Source organism: Lysinibacillus sp. JNUCC-52 (assembly GCF_015999545.1).
In the GTDB taxonomy this organism is placed as follows: Bacteria; Bacillota; Bacilli; order Bacillales_A; family Planococcaceae; genus Lysinibacillus.
Genome location: NZ_CP065546.1, coordinates 4,039,733 through 4,058,965, shown reverse-complemented (window position 1 = coordinate 4,058,965; position 19,233 = coordinate 4,039,733). Strand labels below are relative to the sequence as shown.

Here is a 19,233-nt window from a genome sequence, read left to right as displayed (position 1 = left end):
CAGGCTAGTGAACATCCTAATATGAAGATAGTAAAACTACTCTCAGCACCTATTTCGGGTTGAAGAACCTCTGAGGATAAACATTGAAATAAATCATACAACAATCTGTGGGCTTGTGCTTAAAATTACACACAAGTCCTTTTATTATGCTTTCTAAATCACTCCAGTAGCTTCAGAAAAGGACTTTGTAAATCCAATCAGGTAATCTGTGTCAATGAATTTAGTGATGAAAGGCTCAAGGAGTGTCAAGAAAGGATTTATTAAATATAGAAAAAGAAAGATGACTTTTATAGTCACCTTTGCAGTTGAAACTAGCTATTTAGTTATTGAATATTTGTTCGTAACGGTGGAAGAATGCCACTGTGTGCGCTCTTGCTAAAGAATCATCTGGTTTAAACTCTTCATTTGTTTTAGTAGTTGTTAAACCATTATCACGAAGAAATTTAATAGCTTCTGACTGAGATATAGTCTTACCATAATGCATTGAAGCTAAGATACGAGCAAAGTTACCCCGTGTAATATCCTTACCTGCAATGGCTTGTTTAGAAGCAGTGTTTGCACCTAGAACTGGTAGAGCGTATTTTGTAGCCAGTTGGTAATTTACGTCTCCGTACCATGAAGTTTTAGCTACCGTTAAAGCTAGTTCTGTTGGTTTGAAGTAACGTAATAGGATCGATAACATTTGGTTTTCCGTTAAGTTCGTGTACGGTTTTAGTAAGCTTTCGTACTTACCTGTTGATGGGTTTTTCACGTTCGGGTATCCACTGATAATACCGATGTTGACTGCCCACTTAAAATCCTCAGCCCAGTATTGGTTGGCATTGTAATCAGCAAACTTTGATACATCAACGTTTCCCGTTGTTGGCGGTGTTACTGGAGGTGTTGGCGTTGGTGTAGAAGCTGAGTAGTTTAAATAACTTGATGCTACATACCCCTCTGTCCCATCACTTCTTTTCACAGGATACCAAACAAAATGGTTTTTCTTCGTTGATACTTTTTCATATTCAAAAGGACCCGTAATGGTAACAATTTCACCTTCACGTAAAGTACCCAAAGAAGGACTATCCGTAGTAGGTCTTGTCCTAAATGTTACATTCGTTTTTGCACTAACTTTTTGATTTGATTTAAAATAATACTTAGATTTTGTCAATGGTAAATCAAAATCATAGTTCATCGTTGAAAATTTCATATTCTCTTTGCTGTTAGAGTCATATTGAAAATGTTCACGTGAAAAAGGCAGCTCTGTTAAGTCTATTAATTCCATTTTATTAATAATTCCAAGAATTCTTTCTTGATAGGCATTGGTATTTCTTTCACCAGTTGCTTGCACAATTGGACTATTTACTGGCTTAGTACCGTTATACGCCATGATAGCGAAGTACCAATGTTCCAGGACATCTCTTTCCCCACCGTTGATGCGAGGTAAATCCTTTCGCTTAAACATAGCATCTAGCGTCGCTACACCAGCTTGAATATTATAGACAATATCGTTTTTTAGTCTATCTTGATTGTAGCCTGCTTGATTTGTAATTTGCATAATGCCAATTCCATTATCAGCTGTCACAATCACTTCACCATTCTTATCAAAATGACGCCAATTTCCACTTTCACCTTCCGCTATCGCCTTCACAATTTCAGGAGGAACATCATAACTCAGTGCAGTTTCGGTTAACAAACAGTTCATTGTGGAGTAATCAGGGTTTACTTTCGATGCCGCATCATACTTACATGTATTTGCAAGATTATTAGCTAATACATTTTTATCTATGTTTATTGATAGAGAGAAGGCACCAATGGCAATAACACTAATCAATGGTTTCAATATCTTCTTCATGTGAGGATTATTACACTTCCTTTCCTATTTTTTAAAGTTAAAAGATTCAAATATATGGTATCATAATCCCAATATTTGAGAAAGGTTAATAGTCAATGTTTCTTTTACTTAACATGATTGATGGGATGCCTTCTTCAATAAGAAAATTATTTTTAGAGATAAAAAAAGTCTAATACCCCGCACTTTTACCGAGGAATTAGACTGATAAACTTAATAATCGCCCTGTGGAATAACTAGACAATACTACAGGAGATATGCTCATTCGTAAGGGAGCACCTGAAGGTTGGAAGGTCGGTGTTAAGAGTGGAGCCGGATTTTACGGAAAATTGTTTGGACACCAAACAAAGAACCCATCGTCATAGCGATTATGTCCCGCCATGATTCGGAGGATGCTAAGTTTGATGATGCACTAATTTGGTATTCCCTTAAAAACTTGCAAGCAGCATCCAGGGGTGTTCCCATTCTACAAAACCATCGTGGGGTATATAATATATGAAGCATAAAATCGGTTATCCTTTTTAACTCAGAGCATCGGTTTATTTAGTGCCTTTTCTTTTAAGTAAACGTAGCGTCAATTGATTACCTTTTCCAAGAATGTTATTCCACAAAATGGCCCTTTAATGAAAACGAGCGCTGATTCTTATTACATAAGGTACTGCACCCAATTGTTCAATACCTTATTGAAGATAAAGTACCCGTTAGCTTAATAAACATCTGTTAGTCTTCATCAAAAAAAGTTGCAGTGGATAAATTTAATAGTGGTGCTACTATTATTGCTAAACCTAAACTTAATTCACAACTTACAATATAAAGCATTTTTTCATTATATTTATATCTTATTGACAATTATTTACAAAAGTGATATTTTTGTATAAAGGAGGTAATTATGTGGGATATTTATTTGGATTCATTTTTTTATTAATAGGTATTTGGCAGATAATAATAACCTGGCGAACATTCACAGTTCTCAAGAAAGACGGAGATAAAAGTACTTCTCCTTTTATTATGCTAGGCCTTTGGAATAGTTTAGTATTTGCCATAATTTTCATTGCTGTTTCACTCGGATGTTTCTTCATCAATTTTTAAAAATTACTATTTAAAATTGTTTTCGTTTGTTCATTACTTTACAAAGAATGTGATAAGACAATCTCGTTTTTCAATCGTCTTAAGCAGTATATTAAGTATCGAACCAATACAAATCCAAACAAAGCATAAATGAGTGATTCTATAAAATACCTCCAAACTCCCATTATGTAATATTTCACCTTAAATTCTTATTCACACTTCAATCCTCCGTTAAGAAAAATTATAATGAAGCACATCTTTCGAATTTTTGACTTCTCAAATTTTAACAATATATTCCCTTAATTTATATATGTATTTTTTTCCTTATTGTACTAACCTGCACCATTAGTTAAAGTGTAATTCTTCACAATCTGCCCTATATGTTAACATAAATATCCAAATCTTATAAAAGTGGTGTTCCATTATATGGCCCTTTAATAAAAACGAACGCTGATTCTTGTTACAGAATCGCGCCCGATTGTTGAGAATCGAGATAGTGATTTGTACCTTCATTTTTCTATACAAAGCACCGTTTACTTTGAGTGCAATTTTACTCAATCTATTAAGGACACTCAAAAAAACTATCTAAAGAAGTTTTTTATAGCATCCATGCGTATTTTAGATTCACATACTTCGCAACGGAAAATCTTATTCGTTCTTTCCTTGAATAATCTATATCTTAGTGAATCCTCATACACTCTGAATTTTTGTCTACAACTACTACAAACTATCTCATAGAAAAACATAGTTCTCCTCCTGCTGACACATTACTTTTTAGTTGATCTCTCAAAGTTTGCAACCAGTTCGTTAGTATATTCCTGCACATCAAACTGGGAATTTCTCATTAATTCAATGGTAAATCCGTCAATAGCATTTCTTATTGTTAATGCCATAACCCTTGCCGATAGTTTGGTGAATTCTCGGAAAATTCCTTCTTGCATTCCGAGTGTGAGAATATTTTCAATTGGAAGTAATACAGTTTCATCATGCTCTTTTGCAAACCGAAGTTTCCCGTCAGCAGTTCTCAAATTCGAACCTATTTCTATAATAGCGAAAACATGTTGTTGATTTTCATATATGAATTTAAGATTGGTTTCAATATAAACTCGAAGCATTTCTTTAGGCGATTTTTGAGCTTCTATAAGGGGAACAGTATAGGCTTGCCAAGCCATATAATATTCAATAGCTATTTGCTCCAATAATTCCTCTTTATTTGCAAAGTGATATGAAATAACCCCCTTACTGATTTTTGCACGTTTTGCAATTTGACCTAAAGAGGCTTGAGAATAACCAAGTTCTGCGATTGTTTCTATTGCATATTCAACAATTTGAGTTCTACGGGCTTTTTCAATAAATGATAATTCTTTTTGGTTAGTTAGTTTATTTTTTTTACTCATGTTTTTATTTTAGTACACTCGTACAAAAAAATCAAAAAATGCTGTAGATTCTCTTAATATTTTTTGAATCCCTTTACCACAAAACTTTCACTTTAGTTAATGTGTAATTCTTTAAAACCAGAAACCCATTATATATAAATAATGACTTCCTTTCGTCTGCAATCTGGCCCTATTACTGAAAAAGGCACAATTCATCTTCATGAATTGCGCACTTTAAAAGAAAAAAGGGCCTTTTCTAATTCAAAGAAAGCGCCCGTGAATGAAATAACTGTAAAGCTTATGAAGCTTTTTTAAAAGTAAAGGTGAGATGATGTAATTCTATTACTACAAATCGGAGGATAACATTCCATATACAAACATACCTATTCGTTCACACAATTTTTGTGAAGCTGTATTCCGTGCATCAAGATTGGCTTGTATACGATGTACATTAATTCACTAAATAATTTATTAACCAAAGTACTAACCGCTTCTGTTGCCAAACCTTTTCCAGCTACTTCATTAGAAAAACCATAACCAATCTCTACAGTGTCTTAGTCCTGATATTCTTCACAAATCAGCTTTTTCATTTTATAGATTATTGAAATCATTTGATGAAATCACGAATGTAACTTGCCTTCAATGTTCAGCTTATTATATGGAACAATATCTTTTGTGATCGAAGTATTAAAATCACCTTTATTATTTCTTTTAGGCGCAATCATCTTTCATAGATTCCCATCGTTCAGGTATTGACGAACTTCAAATATAATTCCATATGTAGTAGCTAGCTAATCTTTATAACCAGACTATCAAAAATTCGACAGTATGTAACAGAGAATACCCTTCACATTTCAACATTTAACAGATGATAAAATACAAACAACTCTATTTAAGTATCGAAAGCAGGATTTGAGATGAATACTTGTAGAATATCAAAACAGCCATTCTTACAATATTGATGTTATATCGTATCAACCCATACCATTTCATTTAAACACGAATCGACTCAATGAAAAGTTTTATGAAGTTCATACAAGCAACAATAGCTTTGAAACTCAAACAAATCGAAAAGCCTGCCGAAGCGACAGGCTTTTATGACTCCATTATAACTCTAGTTTTCAAGTTACCTTATAGAATAATTAATAATTATGGCTTCTCTCGTACCTTCATCGTAAGCAATCCACAACTCATCTCCAACAACTACACCAAATACAGGTTCAATTGTCTGCTTGATATGGTAGGAAACCCCTTCTTTTTCTACGATAATATTGGCTAATGGTCGTTCTCCCTTTGTTCCATCAAAATGAACGGAGAGCACTTTAGCAGCCCCTTGTTTACCTCGAAGTAATCGGGCCTCCTTCTGTAAATCGTCTATTTCCATGTTGACTGGAATGACTGTTCCCACATTTACAGATAGCTTTTCTGGCGCAAAAATACTATTGACTTTAAGGATTCTATTCGCCCCGCTAGTAATCATGACTTCCATAAGCATAAGCTGTTTATGTTCAATAATGATCGGCATTTTCTGCACATGGATCACTTCACCCTTTAGAGAGAGTTGATCCGATGCCTTAACTGTTCTTCCATTACCGTACCATAATATTCTCGACATTCCCTGAATCAGAATAAGGTTAGCTTGTTCACCAGTGCGATATTCAAATCCGAAAGGCTGGACGACAGGTATTGTATAATCGCGTCCTTCGGCTGTAAAGCGAAGCAGAAGGGCTTGTCCCCGATTTACATTTCCATAACGTTCGATACGGGTGAGGACCGCATCATTAATATATACCGGTTTAGCGTCCTGTTCCATTTGTTTATGATCCTCTTCTGTGATGAACACAGCCTTGTGTTTCTTTCTGTTGTAACTGATCATTACCGGATCGCCGATGTGAATAGGGTTTAGATAGGTGATGACCTGCTTGATTTCAACCTCTTTCATTTGTCCTTCATCCTCAAACTGAACGATAAACCGGACCTGCGGACGTTCATTCACATATAAACCTGTTTCTTCCATATTAATAATCTTGCCCTTAATATGCTGACCATCTCTCACTTTTTTCATGCTTGATCTCGCCAACATGCGAGGGGCGAACGCGAGGCCGATGAATAAGAATAAAACGAGAAAGACCCAAATACCCCAGTTAATAACGATCGCTCCGCCTTGTTTTAAATAATTCCAGAAGCTTTGAATTGAGACCTTGTTTTCATCTTCTTTGAGCATCCATCCTTCGATCTGATCACTTGAAAGTACCTTAGCCTCTTGGTTTTCCATATTGACATAGCCTGATGCAAGATCTCCACCGCGATAGTAAAGGATATCACTATCCAATTGCTTGTAAAACTCCGTCTCGTTTTTTTTCAAATTCTCGTAAGGTAACTGATCTAGAAGACCAGTGGCATCTTGAAATTCACCGGATTTTTCATTGAATACAAATCCAATAACAGTTCCTTTTAATTCATCTTCTACAGTAGATCCGGCGATCAGAACTTCCTCGTCATTCAATAAGAATACACGAGCTTGATAAACTGGCTTTGGCGTAGGGATCGCAGCTCCCCAACGATTCTCGTTAGCGTCATAAAATGATGCTGGTTCAGGGTAGTTCCCATTTTCGCGTATCAACTTAGCATTATTGAAGCCGAAGTTGTTGGCGAAGTGAGCACCAGCCCGATCCTGTGCAGCAAATGTTCCTTCATCCTTGTTTTGAAGCAGCACGGATAAATTGCCATTTTTGTCTAGTATCCCGCTAACAAATGCAGTTCTATCATCCTTTAAACTTACCGAAAAAACTGGAACTGCCTGGTCGTTCTCAAAACTCCCATGCACTTCATCTATCCGAACAGGTCTGGCGGGAAGTAAACCCTCTTCGGCTAAATTCACTTTATCCAGCTTTCCATCTTTCACTTGCGCTACAAAAAATGAATGTGGCGATTCCCATGCTACAATGAGTCTACCTCGCCAGGATTTAACGCTTTGACTCCATGCGGAAGGAATTTCGATCGTTCCCTGTGCCAACTCTTCAACCTCTCCTGTTGGGTGGAAGTAGTTTAATTGCAACCCATATGAGTCGTCGTAGGTTGGTACTATGATTCCATCCTGCTGATAAGTCGCTGGCCCCAGTCCGTCTTGGAAATTGGTATGTACAGTAGTCTTACTAATGGTGTTTTCCGTATTAGTATCAAAAAGATAAACATCGTATTGTTCACTAAATTGGTCATCTTTTGAAAAACCAATCAACTTCTTTCCCTCTTCCAGCATATAACCACTTTCCAGAGCTGGTGTTGAGACATCAATATACCTCATGTAATCTTTCCACAAGTAAAAACTCAACAATATAACTGGAATCATAAACACCAAATTGCCGAGAGATAACACTCGCGTTTTTTTCATCCTGTCTCTCTCCTTTTAAATCATATTAGTCCATACTTCCAATGTTTTTGAAAAACCATGTTTATCAGATGGTAATTATCACTTCAGTTCCTGTTCCCGTATTGCCTTTGAATTTAGCAAAGTCTGTTCTTTTAAAGTTCTAAATTGCACAATTCTCACTATTGCAATCTAGTTAATTATAAACTGCCCCGTTAGCTTAAGTACATTGTTTCACAGTCTCACATCAAGATTAATATAAAATTAATTTAGAAGTGTTAATCAATTTAATGGCCCTTTAATAGAGGAAGACGCATTCCTTATTAAAGAAATGCGCCCGCTTGTGGAAGATTATAACCATAATTCTTGTTAAACTAAAGCAGCCCGTTAGTTGAAGAACTAATTTTACGCTTAACTCCCTTATAATTTGTATGGTACTATATTATTCCGCATGTTCTTTCATTAATTTATCAAGTGCTTTACCATAAGCATCTTTGTTTTCCTTACTTAATTCATAAAGTGCGTTTTTCCAATTATCTCCATCTACACCTGATAAATGTGGAGTACTTTTTAGTACAGCTTCTTGCATATTCGGTTTATCCTCTTTACTAGCGTCTTTAATAAGCTTTGTTGCTTTTCTTGCATCTGTTACCCCTACTTGTATGTCTTTGTGAATGTCTTTGTATTTATCAGGAACTTTTACATATTCCATATTGTCTAATATCTTATCCATCTTGTTTGCTGTTTTTAAAAGATCTTTTTCTTTTTCTTTGTCTTCCATAGCTTTCATCGAGTTTACTATGAATAAATCCTTCATGTATTGAAACTCTACTAATTGTTCACAAATATAATAGGGATACTGTTTCTCTGATATTACTGTTTTCATTGTTGATTTGCTTAACTGCTCAGTCTTAGGAGTAGACTCTTTATTTTCTACCGCACAACCTACTAATAATAGAATAGGTATTGCTAATGATACGAGTTTCGTTGCTTTCATTATATATCCTCCTTTTAGAAAGTATTGTAATTCTACATGAGTGTCTTGATTGAATGAAAGTTTTTTAAAAGTATTTACTGTATAAATCTTGTCTTAGCTTTCCGCTTAGTAGAGCGTATATCTTTGTAGTCTTACTCTTTTCATGACCCAGTAAACTTTGAATGACATCAATTGGTGCACCGTTATTAATCATATGCGTTGCATAGCTGTGTCGTAATTGATGCGGATGTATACTCTTTTTTATACTAGCACAATTTAATATGCGCTTGATAATATAGCTTAAATTATCAATGCTCATTCGCCTTTTCGGCCGTCTGTCCGTAATAAATAAACAAGGTTCTTTATCCTCTCGTTCATCTAAATACCTTTTTAATCAAATAGAACAGCGGGTATTAAAGTACACTTCCTTTTCTTTATCACCTTTCCCTTGTACAATTACTGAATTCGATTGAAAATCGATATCTTCTCGATCTAATTTTACAATTTCACCAATACGGTAGCCGGTTGAATACATAACTCAAATAGTGCTTTCTCCATTGTTGTTTGACAAGCTTCCCTTAGAAGTTCTATCTCTAATTCTGAGAGAAATTTAGGAATCCTTTTACTTAATTTCGGCTCTTTTAATTTAGCTACAGGATTTTTTTGAGTATAACCTTCTTCATGTGACCATCTAAATAATGATTTAACACAACGAATCCTATTTCCTAAACTGGAAGGCTTTAAGGGGTCTCCTGATCGTATTAAATATTCTTTTAATCTATCTGTATTAAATTCGTTCATATCAATATCACCAAAAAATCGTAATAATACATTGTATTGAAAACAATATGTTTTTAATGTAAGGATGAATATCCTTCGATTTTTTTATCCTGTTGATACTTTTTCCACGCTTCGGATAATAACATGTGTCTTTCACTCTCCTACTAAGTTAAATCTAGTATTCTATATTTTATTATGTTCAGAGAGAGGCTGTTTCATACAGAGATTATTCAATAAGCTAATATATTAATAATTTCTGAAGTATTGTTAACCAGAAAATAGAAAAGGGGCCTTCCCCTATTTCCAGGAAAGCGCCCGATTGTTGAAGTTCATTTTTCAGTGTCCCGAACTTACATTTAGGAACGTTATTAATATTTATTATGTATGCTTTATAAATCATTGTTGCACTAAAACATCCGTTAGTTAAATAAAGGAAATGCCTTTAATTATTGAACCGCAGAAAATTGTTCAAGAGTCTTCCACTTAATAATTTTCTCACTTTTTTCTCCGTTAACTTTAAAACTGATTTTTACTCTTCGGTCAATATCGTTCTTTACGTTCTCAGTTGAAAGTTTAAGAACAATTTTTCCTTTACCGTTGATTTCAAAGTTATTAATACTTTTTATATCTCCTATATCTCTATCTCCATAAACTCCCGATTTCTTTAATGGGTCAACACCGAAAATTTCATACTTAATACCATCTTACTCGTATGTAACAGGAATTCCATCGCTTTTAACCAACTCAATCGACTCTATTGTCACAGATGATTCACCTGTCCATTCAATTGGAACAACAAGATGGTAAGTTTCATTTGATTTAAGGTCAAATCCAAAATTTCCTAAAAGGAAATCACCTGTTACAGCCTTCTATTGTTCACTGCAACCTACTACTGTAAACAAACAGAATAAGATGGTTATACATAATAAAATTTTTTTCATAATAATACCCCCTGATAATTATTATTATTGTATTAGGGGTCACCTCACATTTACTAAACTCTGTCCGTTTATTTCAACGACCAAGAGCAGGTCGTTGCGGTGCCTGCTCCTGTCATAATCATTTCACTGTTGTTCCCCGTTAGCTTAATGCCAATTCCCACTTAGACAATCAACGCAAGTTCTTATCCTAAATCGGGAATGAATAAAAGACCTTGTCCTGAGTCTTTGACAAGGTCTTGCATCATTAAAATAAAAAAGCCGTGGGCTATTCACGGCTTCTAATGGATGAATGTCCTTGTCCCCCGACAATATCACGACGCAATCAAGCGTGCGCCTTCTTAGAGCTCCCTTTACATTCGATAGTACCCAGTAGATTAGGTGTATCCATCAACGCGGCACACGCTGCAGACCAGGCTGGGTCTTCAGGGTAGAGCGCGGTACGGAGATAGGACCAGACGAGCGCTCGCAGCGCAGCCACGCGCTCGGGGTTTTCGTCAGTCGTTTCCTTCGCGTCGTACGCGGCTACCCCGCCTAGCCCATGCTCCGCTCCGAACAGCGTCAGCAGGCTTTTGGGGCCTGGGCTCAAGAAGTACGCATCAGAGTGCCAATCCTTGCGATTGGAGAACGCGGGGCTCCAGTCGTTATCGCCCACGACGACGAGGGCTGGTGTTGTCATTGTGGCGAAGCTAGTTGTCTTCAATACCGGGTAGTGCTCGGTTGCGAATGTGGCGAGGTCCTCACCTTTGCCTGGCGCAGCCAACAGTACACCCGCCTTGATCCTAGAGTCGCCTAGATTCACTTCCGTCCCATCGACCAGATCAGTAACCCCCTGACCACACAGCATGCCTACCGTATGCCCGCCCATTGAATGCCCGACTGCGGCGATCCGGCTCCGGTCTAGGCGTCCACCGAGCCCTGGAACAGCAGCCTCAATCTGCTCGAGGTGATCGAGAATGTAGCGCATGTCCTCTGCTCGTGACCGCCAAAACAACGGTGCCTCTGGGTTATCCGATTCACGCAAACCTAGGACCTTGGAGTCCAAGTGAGTGGGCTGGATAACGACAAAGCCGTGAGCTGCCCAGAAGTCTGCGAGGGGTCCATAGCCGTGTAGAGATGATACAAAGTTCGAAGGCCCATGACCGTGCGAAAGAAGAATTACGGGCAAGTCGCTCCCCGTCGAGGGTGCAGAGACCTTGATCTGCAAATCCACAATCCGCCCTGGGACCGAAAGCACCACGGGGCTGAAGGATATAACAGGTGTAGAATCGTTGACAGGACCGGCAACTTCAGTGAACGGCTTGCTCATGGAACGCTCTTTCTTTGGATTAATCTGCATTAGTAACACTCTCCTTTTTTGGACCATCCTATTTTTAGGATGGTCCATTCTTTGAGATCGCTGTGATCAATTATTCTTACTTGGATTCAATTCGTCCTAACGGATTGGTACTCTCCTCCAGGTCTTTGCGTGCTTCTATCCAGCTAGAATTGTCGAGGTCGAGCGTATCGCGCAAGTACGACCACGTGAGCTGCCTAAGCAAAGCAACTCGTTCGGGGTTCTCGTCCGTCGTCTCCGCGACGTTGTACCCGGAGATTCCGCCAAGTATATGCTCTGCCCCGAAGAGGGTGAGCAGGCTCTTGCTGCCAGGGCTCAGGAAGTAGGGGTCCGTGAACCAGTCAGGCCCCCGAGTGGACAGGTGGGATTGGTCCTGATCCCCAGCGACCACAAGAGTCGGCGTCCTCATCTCAGAGAAGCTCGGATGCATGAAAGGAAAGTGCTCTGCCGCGAACTGAGTCAAATCAGCTCCACCAAGGCCAGTCGTGGAAAGCAATACGCCCGCCTTGATCCGCGAGTCGGACATGTCCTCTCCTGGTTCGCCATTGGCATCGAGGACTCGCGCGCCAAGTAGCATGCTCACCGTTTGGCCTCCCCAGGAGTGTCCGGCTGCGGCAATACGACTTCGGTCGAGACGTCCGCTGAGGACTGGTACGGAAGCTTCAATAAAATCAAGTTGGTCAAGGATGAGCTTCAGGTCTTCGACTCGGAAACGCCAAATCAGTGGTGTACGATGATCGTCAGGAGGGAGATTCAGCGTCCTCGAGTCGAGATGGGTGGGTTGAATGACCACGAAGCCTTGAGCAGCCCAGTAGTCGACTAACGGACCGTAGCTGTCCATCGACCAACCAAAGCCATGCGAGAAAATAATAATAGGCAATTGGCTACCCGTCGCTGGCGCTGATACCCGCACTTGCAAATCCTCGCCACGCATCGGGGCCGATAGTATTACCGGCTTAAAAGAGATAACTGGAGTAGACGTAATTACGTTCATTTGCATAATGGATGTTCCTTTCTTGGTCTTCTCAGAAATAGCAAGGTTGATATATCAACCTTACGCAACTGTATCACATTGCAGTTGACACGTCAACTATGCTATAATGATTCCATGAATAATAGCGAACTGAACGAAGAAGAAATTCAATTATGGTATAAGTGGAAAGGCTCCTTTCACAGCATTTTCGGTCGCGTAATCAAAGAGATGTCCGATCACACGGGACTATCAGAGGGCGATTATGGAGTACTGGATCGGTTAGACCTTCTGGGGAACGGCAGCCTTCGTCAACAGGAACTGGCCGAATCCATGGACTGGGATAAGAGCCGATTGTCACATCATCTGACGCGGATGGAGAAACGTAGGATGGTGATGAGGAAGCCATTAGACAACAATCGCGGTGTTCAGGTCATCATTACTCCCATTGGCAAATCAGCCTTAAATGATGCCCGTCCCATCGTCACCATGGCCATACGCAAACATTTTCTGGATCAATTAACCGATCAAGACGTGGAGTCGATTACGAAGTTGGCGGAAAGAACAAAAAAAAGGAGCTGACGCATCTTATAATGCCCCAACGCCATGACCACATATTTTTAAGTCCCTTCCACCAAAACGATGGAGGGGGCTTTTGCTTTCCAAAAGCAAAAGCCCCCCTCTAGGTATCGCAACATTCTCTGACTTTAAAAGCAAGCAGTTGAGTTGCAATTAGCAATTTTATAATACATGCTTCAAGTTCCATGAGATGGTGAGGAATGGAACGAAAATAACGCCAAATATAGGCGTTTCAGATGCAGACATATTCCTTTTATACTATGTGGTTATTGAAGATAACTGCCAGTTAACTCAATGGTGCAAACTACCAACTCAGACTAACACTATAATTTCTCAGTATACAACTTTCTTTTCTTTTCTTTTCCTTATGAGAAGAAGCGCGTCATCGAGGAGCGATGCTGTACATACACTGTTTTTTCTCCGTTCACCCCATAAACGACCGTTTTTGGTAACAAAAAGGAGACTCTCTAAAAAGTTAAAAACCTACTAAAATACATGACCAAAAATATAAACAAAAACTAACTACCAATAACCTGTTTTAAGTGCTATTTTGCACCATGAACAAATATAAAAAGTCCAATCTCTTAACATTAAAATTAAGAAATTGGACCAGTTTTTCACTTCACAAACGCGCCCGATTGTTGAATAAGAAAACACACCCAAAACGTCATTTGGGGATATTTCTTTGCTTACCGTTGTGAATCCGTATAAATTTGGCTAGACCCCTTATTCCACAATCTGGCCCGTTTGTTGAATAAATCAATTACATTTATTTTCTAAGGGTACTATTTAAATGCTTAAAAAAGAATTGATTGATTAATAAAAATTAATGAAATAATGGTTATCTTGAAGTCTGCTCGGCAATTTGTATGCAATTTACCTTATTGCGGCTTAGTTCTATAACAGTCACCAAACGTTTTAGTAACACCTTATTTTGTGTAGAAAATGTGTAGAAACTTTTCATTTTCTATCCTTTTCTAACGTATTCTCAAAAAAAGGAAAAGCGCCTCAAACCCTTGACAACAAAGGATTTGAAGCGCTTTTCAGTTGGTTCAAATTTGTTCTATCTGAACCTTTAGACGTCCCAGGAGGGATTCGAACCCCCGACCGACGGCTTAGAAGGCCGTTGCTCTATCCTGCTGAGCTACTGAGACATGATGTGTTTTCCTAATTAACTTTTCTCTTAGGAAAGACAATATTTATTATATGTCGTTTATAACATAATGTCAACATGAATTTTACTATGAAGGCAAGGTTTGCCTTGAAAATATTATATACCTATTTATTGTATGAATCTATAGGTTTCTTTATGTCATTCTAATACGTTATAGTGCCCTATTTTTGCTAAAATAATGAAAACTAAATGATAGGAGGTATAGGCATGTTTAAGAACGCTGTTGTTGTAGTGACTGGGGGTGCACATGGCATTGGTAAAGGCATTGTGCTAGCATACGCAAAGAGTGGAGCAAAGGTTGTCATTGCCGATGTCAATGTAGCGCTCGGTAAACAGCTGGAGCAAGAAATGCATGAGCAAGGTTATTCGGCATTGTTTATAGAAACAGATGTTTCACAGGAACAAGCTATTGTTTCTTTAATGCAACAAACGGTAAAGCATTTTGGGACAATCAGCATTTTAATTAATAATGCGGGTAAGTTTCAACATCTTTCACCTTATGACATTACGTTTGAACAATGGCATGATATGTTACAGACGAATTTAACGAGTGTTTTATTTTGTTCTAGAGAGGCGGCAAAAGTAATGCGGACGAATGAGCATGGTGGTTCGATCGTTTCTTTAGCCTCTACGCGGGCGTTTATGTCTGAACCTAATACTGAGGCTTATGCCGCTTCAAAGGGTGGTATTGTCGCTTTAACACACGCTCTAGCACGCTCTTTAGGGCCAGATCAGATTACGGTCAACTGTATATCACCTGGTTGGATTGAGACGGGGGATTATGGTCAGTTACGTTCAATCGATCATGCACAACATTTATCAGGGCGGGTTGGCATGCCAGAAAATATTGCACAAGCATGTCTGTATTTAACAAATCCAGCGAATCGATTTGTCACAGGTATCAATCTTACTGTCGATGGTGGAATGACCAAGAAAATGATGTATGAAGATTAATGAACACTCTTCATTTATGCACATCCAAGGATATTGTCGAGTATTCTAAAATAGAATGAATTTTTTGAGGGAGTGAACGTGCATTGTATCCGTATATAAATGACTATTACGGCAATTCATTAAGCGCTATTTATACTACCCCTTATACCCAATATACGGCACCTATTCGGCACTTTTTAAAACCCCAGAGAGATACTCGACTGTGTATCAGTAAAGCAGAATCTGATTATATGGCGATGAATCGATTGTTGTGGTTGGAGCATGTCAATTGGACGAGAATGACCATTATTAGTATTGTCTTTGGTTTGCCTGATTTACCATTTGTACAAACACGTCTTTTACGCAATGCGACAGATTTAGGAAATTGTCTCCGTCCTTTTTACGGAGATCAACTAGCTGATCGATACGCCGAGCTGATTAAAGAGCATCTACTTATTGCAGCGCAGCTCGTGACTGCAGCGAATAAAGGAGATGCCGCAACCGCAGCAGCAAAGGAAAAAGAATGGTATCGTAATGCCGATGATATTGCGATATTTTTAAGTACAATTAATCCATATTTGAGTAAGGAAGCCGTACAGCAAATGTTTTATAGCCATTTAGCTTTAACGAAAAAAGAAGCTGTTACAATGATTCAAAAAGACTATCAAGCAGATGTGCAAGTTTTTGATGAGATTGAAGCAGAGGTACTCGAAATGTCGGATATGATTGCAATGGCGATTGTTATGCAATTTTGCTACCGCTTTTATTCATAACGAATAAATAAAAAACCAGATTCATCGACAATATCTTTTGTCCATCAATCTGGTTTTTCGTATTCCATTATAAAGTATTTTCCTTTGCGCTAGTATATCCCACTTAATCTATGTTTGCTCTGGATTGACGGGTTGCTTGTCAACATAGCGGTAATATAAATTCCGTAGTTCAGATTCCTTAAAAAGCCCAAGGTGTGTCTTTAATTGAGGATGAACTAAAATTCCCTTTGCACGTAGCTCTTTGACAAACCAACCTTTAGAATATCGATGCACGTTGCACAGTCTCCTTTTCTGTTACTCCTACATAACGTATGCTCAAAGGTTTTGTGCTGTTACTGCTTTTCTTTTACTTCAATAAAAAAAACGAAGGATATGCATTCCTTCGTTTTTCTAAATTTATGTGCCACAAAACGTTTGATAAGGACAGTTGGATGGTGCTGGTAACGTTGCATACTCTTCTTGGTTACTTGTATGGGCAAAAGGCTGTGAAAGTGCCTGTAGTAACTTTTCCATTACACGATAATCTCCGTGTGTAACGGCAGCTTCTAATGCTTCTTCTACTCGGTGATTTCGTGGAATAATTGCTGGATTATTATCACGCATTAATTGTTGTGATGCCGCTTCACTTTCCTCTTGTTTTTCACGTCTTGCTTGCCACTGCTCATACCAATTTGTAAATTCTGCACTATTAAATAGGTCCGTTCCTTCACATTTAGTAAAAGTTAAAGCACGGAATGTATTCGTATAATCGGCATCGTACTTTTCCATTAACGTGAGCAGTTCCTCTACCAGCTTTGCATCTTGCTCTTCTTCATTAAAAATCCCTAGTTTCGCTCGCATGCCTGCTAGCCAATTTGTGTAATACAATTGAGGATATTGCTGTATTACTTCTTGTGCTAAAATCACAGCTTCTTCTTCGTTGTTATGAATGAGCGGAAGTAATGTTTCAGCAAAACGGCTGATATTCCATCCTCCAATAGGTGGCTGGTTTCCATATGCATAGCGACCTTGTCTATCGATTGAGCTAAAGACTGTTGCTGGATTATACGTATCCATGAAAGCACAAGGACCATAATCAATTGTTTCACCGCTAATGGTCATATTATCCGTATTCATCACACCATGAATAAAGCCAACTAGCTGCCATTGGGCAATAAGCTTAGCCTGTCTCTCCATAACTTCCTGAAGCAGACTTAAATAGCGATTAGGTTGCGTCTGATCTATCATTGGGAAATGACGTTCAATTGCATAATCAGCTAAAATTTGAAGCTCTTCATCTGTCCCCCATTGCGCCACATATTGAAATGTTCCCACACGTAAATGGCTGCTAGCAACACGCGTCAAAATAGCACCTGGCAGTTCCGTTTCACGTATTATCGTTTCTCCTGTAGTTACCACCGCTAAACTACGGGATGTCGGAATGCCCAATGCGTACATCGCTTCACTAATGATATATTCACGGAGCATTGGACCGAGTGCCGCACGACCGTCTCCTCCTCGCGAATAAGGTGTTCGCCCTGATCCCTTAAGCCCGATATCATAACGCTCCCCTGTAGGTGTCATTTGCTCACCTAGAAGCAGCGCTCTGCCATCACCTAACATGTTAAAATGCCCAAATTGATGTCCTGCATAAGCTTGTGCGAGCGGTATTGCACCACTCGGCACCTCATTACCAGCAAGTATTTCGATACTTTCTGGTCGTTGAAGGGCACTCGTATCTAATCCGAGGGACTCGGCCACCGCCTCATTAAGAATCACCAATTTTGGGGCTTGTACACGATTCAATGGAAGGCGGCTATAAAATGAACTCGGTAGACGAGTGTAGCTATTATCAAAATTCCAACCTATGTTGTTTGCCATAGTCATATAATCACCCTTGTTCTTTTCATTTAGTTTTTCTACTCTAATGCAAATAATTCGTGGACATGATTTCCAGCAATATAGTTATACATAAATATAAAAACGCTTAAACTCTCTTTTAGCAGAATCTTAAGCGTTTTTATATTAGCCATTTCTTATGACTTATTTCCGCATAAACTTATGCGTTGAAATACAATCATTGTCATCTGTTAAGAAATTGACCTGAAAATAATCATCTTGAATATCTATAATTGCAAAGCTTTTTTCGTTGCGACCTCTTGGCTTTAATAAGCTTCCTGGATTAATAAAAAGGACATCATCAATCATTTCAGCACCTAGTACATGAGAATGGCCGAAGCAGGCAATTTGTGCATCGACCTCCTTTGCACGATACGATAATGACAAAATGGATGTTTTCACATTAAATAAATGACCATGTGTCACAAAAAGAGTCACGTCGCCCACTTCCATAATGACTTCATCAGGAAAGGCTTGATCGCTATCACAATTTCCTCGTACTTTCTTCATATCATTGAGTGCATCATGGGAGAAGGGTAGCTCACTATCGCCACAATGAATCAAAGTTTCGACAGTTGGATAAAAGCTACGTACTTTATCAATGACACTGCTATCTCCATGTGTATCACTCATGACTAATATTTGCATAGAATCACCTCTTACTTAATAAGATTTGGCAATTGTTCCTTTAGCTTACGAATGGCATTTCCTCGGTGAGAAATAGCCCCTTTTTCTTCTGGCGATAACTCTGCCATCATTCGATTTAAGCTTGGTACAAAAAAGACTGGATCATATCCAAAGCCATTTGTACCTCGTTTTTCACGCGCAATTACACCTTCACAAGTGCCAAAAACAGTTGTTGTTTCAAAATCAGGACCTGCAATGGCAATACAGCAACAAAAACGAGCCGTACGCTTGTTTTCTTCAACGTCTTGTAAATTTTGCAGTAGCTTCACCATATTTGCTTCATCATCATGATCTCCAGCATACCGTGCCGAATAAACGCCTGGCTCACCATTTAGTGCATCTACAGCTAAGCCGCTATCATCTGCAATAACTATTGTATCTAGCTCTTTTGCCAATGCTTCCGCCTTTAACACCGCATTTTCTTCAAATGTAGTGCCTGTTTCTTCTATTTCCATATTTGGCGCGACATCAAACATCGTCACCACTTCAAAGCCAAGGGGTGCAAATAACGCTTCAAAATCTTTGGCTTTGCCTTTGTTTTTTGTAGCTATTACAACTTGTTTCATA

13 protein-coding genes, 1 tRNA gene and 2 pseudogenes are annotated in these 19,233 nt (G+C 38.6%); 3 read left to right on the top strand and 13 right to left on the bottom strand.

The window, feature by feature from the left end:
• Positions 1–319: 319 nt before the first annotated feature.
• The 8 genes and pseudogenes from JNUCC52_RS20040 to JNUCC52_RS19995 form a co-directional block, all read right to left on the bottom strand.
• Positions 320–1,822, bottom strand: coding sequence for an SH3 domain-containing protein (locus tag JNUCC52_RS20040; RefSeq protein ID WP_337980641.1), 1,503 nt, complete (start codon positions 1,820–1,822; stop codon positions 320–322).
• A gap of 1,844 nt (positions 1,823–3,666) precedes the next feature.
• Positions 3,667–4,296, bottom strand: coding sequence for a TetR/AcrR family transcriptional regulator (locus JNUCC52_RS20025; RefSeq protein WP_337980640.1), 630 nt, complete (start codon positions 4,294–4,296; stop codon positions 3,667–3,669).
• A 324-nt stretch (positions 4,297–4,620) separates the two neighbouring features.
• A pseudogene (locus tag JNUCC52_RS20020) lies at positions 4,621–4,829 on the bottom strand (GNAT family N-acetyltransferase); the annotation flags it as partial.
• A 572-nt stretch (positions 4,830–5,401) separates the two neighbouring features.
• A complete protein-coding gene (locus JNUCC52_RS20015; RefSeq protein ID WP_337980639.1) occupies positions 5,402–7,666 on the bottom strand; it encodes a hypothetical protein in 2,265 nt (754 codons plus the stop codon).
• Between the two features lie 418 nt (positions 7,667–8,084).
• Positions 8,085–8,639 carry a hypothetical protein gene (locus JNUCC52_RS20010; protein ID WP_172772320.1) on the bottom strand — a complete coding sequence of 185 codons (555 nt, stop codon included), beginning with the start codon at positions 8,637–8,639 and terminating at the stop codon, positions 8,085–8,087.
• Between the two features lie 64 nt (positions 8,640–8,703).
• Positions 8,704–9,544 (bottom strand): annotated as a pseudogene (locus tag JNUCC52_RS20005) (tyrosine-type recombinase/integrase).
• 1,117 nt (positions 9,545–10,661) lie between these two features.
• A complete protein-coding gene (locus tag JNUCC52_RS20000; protein ID WP_337980638.1) occupies positions 10,662–11,675 on the bottom strand; it encodes an alpha/beta hydrolase family protein in 1,014 nt (337 codons plus the stop codon).
• A gap of 76 nt (positions 11,676–11,751) precedes the next feature.
• Entirely contained in the window at positions 11,752–12,672 is a 921-nt protein-coding gene (locus JNUCC52_RS19995; protein ID WP_337980637.1) for an alpha/beta hydrolase family protein, read from the bottom strand.
• 108 nt (positions 12,673–12,780) lie between these two features.
• On the opposite strand from JNUCC52_RS19995, the gene JNUCC52_RS19990 reads away from it, so the two are divergent.
• Positions 12,781–13,224, top strand: a complete 444-nt coding sequence (locus tag JNUCC52_RS19990) for a MarR family winged helix-turn-helix transcriptional regulator (protein WP_172772325.1) — start codon at positions 12,781–12,783, stop codon at positions 13,222–13,224.
• Positions 13,225–14,301: 1,077 nt separating this feature from the next.
• Here the strand turns inward: JNUCC52_RS19990 and JNUCC52_RS19985 are convergent.
• Positions 14,302–14,375: transfer RNA gene (locus JNUCC52_RS19985), tRNA-Arg, on the bottom strand.
• Between the two features lie 227 nt (positions 14,376–14,602).
• Between JNUCC52_RS19985 and JNUCC52_RS19980 the strand changes: the two genes are divergently transcribed.
• Positions 14,603–15,349 (top strand): SDR family NAD(P)-dependent oxidoreductase, encoded by a 747-nt coding sequence (locus JNUCC52_RS19980; RefSeq protein ID WP_337980636.1) that lies wholly within the window; start codon positions 14,603–14,605, stop codon positions 15,347–15,349.
• 83 nt (positions 15,350–15,432) lie between these two features.
• A complete protein-coding gene (locus JNUCC52_RS19975; RefSeq protein ID WP_443136899.1) occupies positions 15,433–16,101 on the top strand; it encodes a hypothetical protein in 669 nt (222 codons plus the stop codon).
• Between the two features lie 108 nt (positions 16,102–16,209).
• Here JNUCC52_RS19975 and JNUCC52_RS19970 read toward each other — a convergent pair whose 3' ends face one another.
• From JNUCC52_RS19970 to JNUCC52_RS19955, 4 genes are all read right to left on the bottom strand, one after another.
• Positions 16,210–16,374: a DUF2639 domain-containing protein gene (locus JNUCC52_RS19970; protein ID WP_172772334.1), complete on the bottom strand. Its 165-nt coding sequence runs from the start codon at positions 16,372–16,374 to the stop codon at positions 16,210–16,212.
• A gap of 123 nt (positions 16,375–16,497) precedes the next feature.
• On the bottom strand, positions 16,498–17,961 hold the full coding sequence (locus JNUCC52_RS19965; protein ID WP_337980634.1) for a protein adenylyltransferase SelO: 1,464 nt from the start codon (positions 17,959–17,961) through the stop codon (positions 16,498–16,500).
• Positions 17,962–18,123: 162 nt separating this feature from the next.
• Positions 18,124–18,627 (bottom strand): metallophosphoesterase, encoded by a 504-nt coding sequence (locus JNUCC52_RS19960; protein WP_337980633.1) that lies wholly within the window; start codon positions 18,625–18,627, stop codon positions 18,124–18,126.
• 11 nt (positions 18,628–18,638) lie between these two features.
• Positions 18,639–19,232 (bottom strand): XTP/dITP diphosphatase, encoded by a 594-nt coding sequence (locus JNUCC52_RS19955; RefSeq protein WP_172772337.1) that lies wholly within the window; start codon positions 19,230–19,232, stop codon positions 18,639–18,641.
• Position 19,233 lies beyond the last annotated feature (1 nt).